The organism is Streptomyces sp. NPDC001880 (assembly GCF_053594575.1).
The window spans coordinates 1-4,741 of the sequence record NZ_JBSFET010000195.1; the positions used below are offsets into that span (position 1 = coordinate 1).

At 71.0% G+C, this 4,741-nt stretch carries 3 protein-coding genes; all 3 read left to right on the top strand.

Annotation, left to right across the window (positions count from 1 at the left end; genetic code table 11):
• On the top strand, positions 1-960 hold a 960-nt coding region (locus tag ACWCQ6_RS35845), incomplete at its 5' end, for a thioesterase domain-containing protein (RefSeq protein WP_451096500.1).
• Positions 961-1,585: 625 nt separating this feature from the next.
• Positions 1,586-2,647 carry an ATP-binding protein gene (locus ACWCQ6_RS35850; protein WP_451096502.1) on the top strand — a complete coding sequence of 354 codons (1,062 nt, stop codon included), beginning with the start codon at positions 1,586-1,588 and terminating at the stop codon, positions 2,645-2,647.
• Positions 2,644-4,446, top strand: a complete 1,803-nt coding sequence (locus ACWCQ6_RS35855) for a vWA domain-containing protein (RefSeq protein WP_451096504.1) — start codon at positions 2,644-2,646, stop codon at positions 4,444-4,446. Before ACWCQ6_RS35850 ends, ACWCQ6_RS35855 begins: the two co-directional genes overlap by 4 nt.
• Positions 4,447-4,741: the final 295 nt, after the last annotated feature.

Consider the following 4,741-nt stretch of genomic DNA (forward strand, 5'->3'; position numbering starts at 1 on the left):
GCCGCGCCCGGCGGCCGGGCGCGGCCTGGGGCTGCCGACTCCCCGGACTTCCCCGGCCGGCCGCGGGACGACGGTCCGGAAAGCGGTCCGGGGGCGGGCGCTGTGCCGGACGCCCGGGGGCAGTTCACCGAAGCACCGCACGCCGGGGAAACCCCGGACTCCCTGGGCGCGCTCTTCCGTACCGCATGCGCCCGGGGCCGGAGCTGGGACGGCATGGTGCTCCTCACCGTCGCCGCACGTCTCCGCCCGGTCTTCGACCGGACCGGGGCGCCGGGTGCGACACATGAACCCGTCATGCTCGCGGCGGGCGGCGCGGGGCCCCGGCTGGTGTGCTTCCCTGCGCTCAGCGCGCTTTCCGGACCGCAGGAGTACGCGCGCCTCGGTGCCGGGTTGCGAGGACTGCGACCGGTTTCCGCGGTGCGGTACCCGGGGTTCGAACCCCAAGAGATTCTGCCCGCCACACTGGACGCTCTCGTCACCGCCCAGGTCACTGCCGTCCGCGCAGCCGCGGCCGAAGGCCCTCTGGTGCTGCTGGGGAGGTCGGCCGGTGGCTGGGTGGCCCACGCCGTGGCCGAGCGTCTGGAGTCCGAGGGTGCCGCCCCGGTGGCCGTGGTCCTGGTGGACACCTATCCCCCCGGTCACGGTGACCAGGAACAGGCGCTCTCCGCGATGACGTCGGACATGCTGCGCCGGGCGGCGGAGTTCCCCTCCGCCAGTCCCGATCGGCTCACCGCCATGGCAGGTTACTTCGAGCTCTTCCGTGACTGGAAACCCGCGCCACTCGCCTGTCCCACCCTGTACGTACGAGCCCGGGACCCACTGCCGGGCTCCGGCCCCGCCCCGGACTGGAGTCGGCCGCACGTCGAAGTCACTGTGCCGGGAGACCACTTCACCATGCTGGAGGAGCACGCCCGTACCACCGCGTTCGCCGTCCATGAGTGGCTCGACAGCCGGTTCTGAGAACTTCCGGGGAGAGGAGCGGGTGCGGGCTCGGACGACGTCCCCCCCGTCCTCGCCTCGCACATGCACGACCGCCGCATGTCTGCCGCCCGCTGCCGGGCTGTCGGTCCCGGGTCCTCCGCATGTCTTGCGGGCCTCGGCACGGCGGGAGCTTGCGCCCTGGTCGCCGGACTTCGCTTTCTTGGACCTTCGGCAACAGTCTTCCAGGTGTGTCCGTGCTTGGCCCGGGGCCAGATGGTGACCTTTGCCTTCACACCCCCCGTGCTTGCCGAGCTGGTCCATCCACCATCCATGTGCCGATGCCGGCGCGGGCGGAGTGCTGGACACGTGGGCGTGGTCTCCGCGACCGCTCCCCAAGATCCGCGCCGGAACCGAGAAGCGACAGCGGCCGTGGGGCGGTCGGCCCGCAGCGGCAGGACCGGCCCGGTCGCCCCTGCTGGAACGGCGGCGACCCGCGCGGGGACGGTGCGCGTCGTGCCAACCGGCCGTCTGTTTCCGTCGAGAGAGACGGACCGGACACCGTGCGATAAATGAGCTGCGTCGTGATGTCCGACGCGTCCACACTGTCCCCGCACATCGAAACAGTCCGGGCACACCGGCGTCATCCGTTTCAGGAGTTCCCCGCTTGCAGGCAACCGTCACCGTCACGCCCGCCCGTGTCCCCGAGCTGCTGCTCGGCCTTGCCACCGTGCGCCCCGTCTTCCTGTGGGGCGCCCCCGGCATCGGCAAGTCGTCCCTCGTCCGGAACTTCGCCACATCCCTCGGCCTCGAATGTGTCAGCCTGCTCGGCACGCAGCTCGCGCCCGAGGACCTCATCGGTGTACCGCAGATCCGTGACGGCAAGTCCGTTTTCTGTCCGCCCGAGGCCATCGCCCGCGACGAGCCGTACTGTCTGTTCCTGGACGAGCTGAACGCGGCCACCCCCGATGTCCAGAAGGCCTTCTACTCGCTCATCCTCGACCGGCGGATCGGGAACTACGAACTCCCCGCCGGATCCATCGTCATCGGTGCCGGTAACCGTGCCACCGACAACGCGCTGGCCCGCCCCATCGCCTCCGCGCTCGTCAACCGTCTCACCCACGTGCATCTGCGTGCCTCCGCCACCGACTGGCTCGCATGGGCGGGCGAGAACGGCATTCACCCGTGGGTGGTCGACTACCTCACCGACCGCTCCGACCACCTCTGGTCGCAGCCGCCCAAGACGGAGGAGCCGTTCTCGACGCCCCGCTCCTGGCACATGCTCTCCGACGCGCTGCATTCCTTCGGGCCGACGCTGGACGAGGAAACGCTCAAGATCATCGCGCACGGGACCCTCACTCCTGCGCATGCCGTCTCGTTCTGCGGATACGCCAAGATCGTGCGGCACGCGTACGGCATAGACGCCATCGTCAAGGGGGACGCATCCTGGCCCCACCGCATCGAGGACCGCGACCTGCTCTATTACCTGGCCGACGCGTTCCGAGGCCGACTCGTCAAGGAACTCCCCGCCGGGAAGGACCAGATCTCGCCCGCCCTGCGCCAGACCTCCCACCGGGCCAAGGCCCTGCTCGTCCAGCTCGCCGAGATCTCCGTCGAGGTCGCCCAGACCGTCATCCGCGACGACGAGGACGGACAGCCCGTGCTGCCCGCCTGGTTCCTCGTCGAGGCCGCCCGCGACATGCCGCGACTGGTCGAGGCACGTCGATGAGCCGTAAGGTTCGCGGCAAGCCGGTGGCGCGCAACGACCCGGCCACCGAGGCGTTCCTGGCCGGGCTGGCCGTCGTCCGGCGCAACCCGGCCCTCGCCGCACTGGAGGCCGATGTCTGCCGTAGTCCTGAGTGCGACCGGAATCCGCGCCACGACCTGGTCGCCGTCGACTCCAACGGCAAGCTGCATGTCCATCCCGACCGTCGTGCCGAGCCGGCCGACTGGGCCTGGGCCATCGCCCACTGCATCGTCCACCTCGGCTTCGGCCACGTCCCCGCCCACAAGGAGGCCCGTCCCCAGCCCGACCGGTTCGACCTCGCCGCCCGCTGCGCGGTCGTCAACCGTTTCCTGCTCACCTTCCCCGTCGGCCGCACCCCCGACCACCTGCCGGTCTCGTACCCCGACGGCGACGAGGAGCAGCTCGCCGACCGCTGGCGCCGCCACGGCATCCCTGCCGTGTACGAACACTGCGGCACGGGAGGGGACGCGTCCGACCAGATCCTCGTGCCGTGGTCCGCCTGGCACACCCCGCCCGACTGGCAGCTCGCCTTCGCGCGCTCTCTGACCCGCACCATGTCCGCCGCCCTGGACGTCGCGGGCGGCCGACGCGACACGCTCACCGGTGAGCGGCTCCCCCGGCAGCCCTGGGACCGGGCGCTCAGCTGGTTCGTCTCCTCCTACCCGCTGCTCGGTGGCATCGCGGCCGGTATGAAGCTCGTCGCCGACGCCGAGTTCGCCCGCACCCACGGCATCGCCGTCGCCGCCGTCGACGCCGCACTGGGTGAGATCTACCTGAACCCACTGCGCCGGCACGACGACGAGGAATGGCGGTTCGTCCTCGCGCACGAGATGCTGCACGCGGCTCTGCGCCACGGTGACCGGCGCGGGGCCCGCGACCCGTACCTCTTCAACGTGGCCGCCGATTACGTCGTGAACGGCTGGCTTGTCGAGATGCGCGTAGGCGCCATGCCCGAAGGACTGCTGTACGACCCGGCGTTGAAGGGTCTGTCGGCGGAGGAGGTGTACGACCGGATCGTCACCGACACCCGACGCATGCGGCGCCTGGCCACCCTGCGTGGCAAGGGGACCGGCGACATCCTCGGCGAACCGCTCGACGGCCGCCCCCGCGACTGGGTCGACCTCGACGAGTTCTACCGGCGTGGACTGGTCCAGGGCCTCGACCTGCACGTCGGCGGAGAACGCGGACTGCTGCCCGCCGGGCTCGTCCAGGAGATCCGGGCGCTCGCCCACCCTCCGGTGCCCTGGGACGCCCGGCTGGCCCGTTGGTTCGACGAGTTCGTACCCCGGCCGGAGCCCGTGCGCAGCTACGCGAGGCCCGCCCGCCGCCAGGCATCCGCTCCCGACATTCCCCGTGCCGGGCGGTATTTTCCTCCCGAGCAGGTCGCCCGCTGCACCTTCGGCGTCGTCCTGGACACCTCCGGCTCCATGAACACACGCCTGCTCGGCAAGGCGCTCGGCGCCATTGCCTCGTACGCCGAGGCCCGCGATGTCCCGGCCGCGCGGGTGGTCTTCTGCGACGCCGCCGCGTACGACGCGGGCTACCTGCCGCCGACGGAGATCGCCGGCCGGGTCCGGGTGCACGGTCGCGGCGGCACCGTCCTGCAGCCTGGCGTCGACCTCCTCCGGCGCGCGGGCGACTTCCCGCCGACGGCGCCCGTACTCATCATCACGGACGGCCATTGCGATGTGCTCCGCGTCCGTGCCGAACACGCCTACCTCGTCCCTGAGAACGCCCCACTCCCCTTCACCCCTCGGGGTCCGGTGTTCCGCCTGCGCTAAGGGCTGTCCCGTCCCCGGCGGGTGCGCGACGACAGCTACTTCCCCAAGCTCTCGGCTGCGCTCGAGCAGGTGAGACCCCACTCCTCGCCGCGTTGTCGGAACGTCCACATACATCCAGCATGCGGACGCCCCTCCGCCTTGCGATGCACCGCATCTGACGCCGCGCACCGGTCCACCGGGGATTACGGGACAGTCCTTAGAGGGCTTGCAGATCATTAACACGTCGTCTTGATCTTGTTGCAGGGCTCGCTGGTTTGGGTGAGGACTCGAGCCTGGAGGGCCGCGAGGACGACGG

Excerpts from the sequence above, each read along its gene's own strand:
- ACWCQ6_RS35855 (WP_451096504.1), top strand. The coding sequence starts at position 2,644 with ATGAGCCGTAAGGTTCGCGGCAAGCCGGTGGCGCGCAACGACCCGGCC.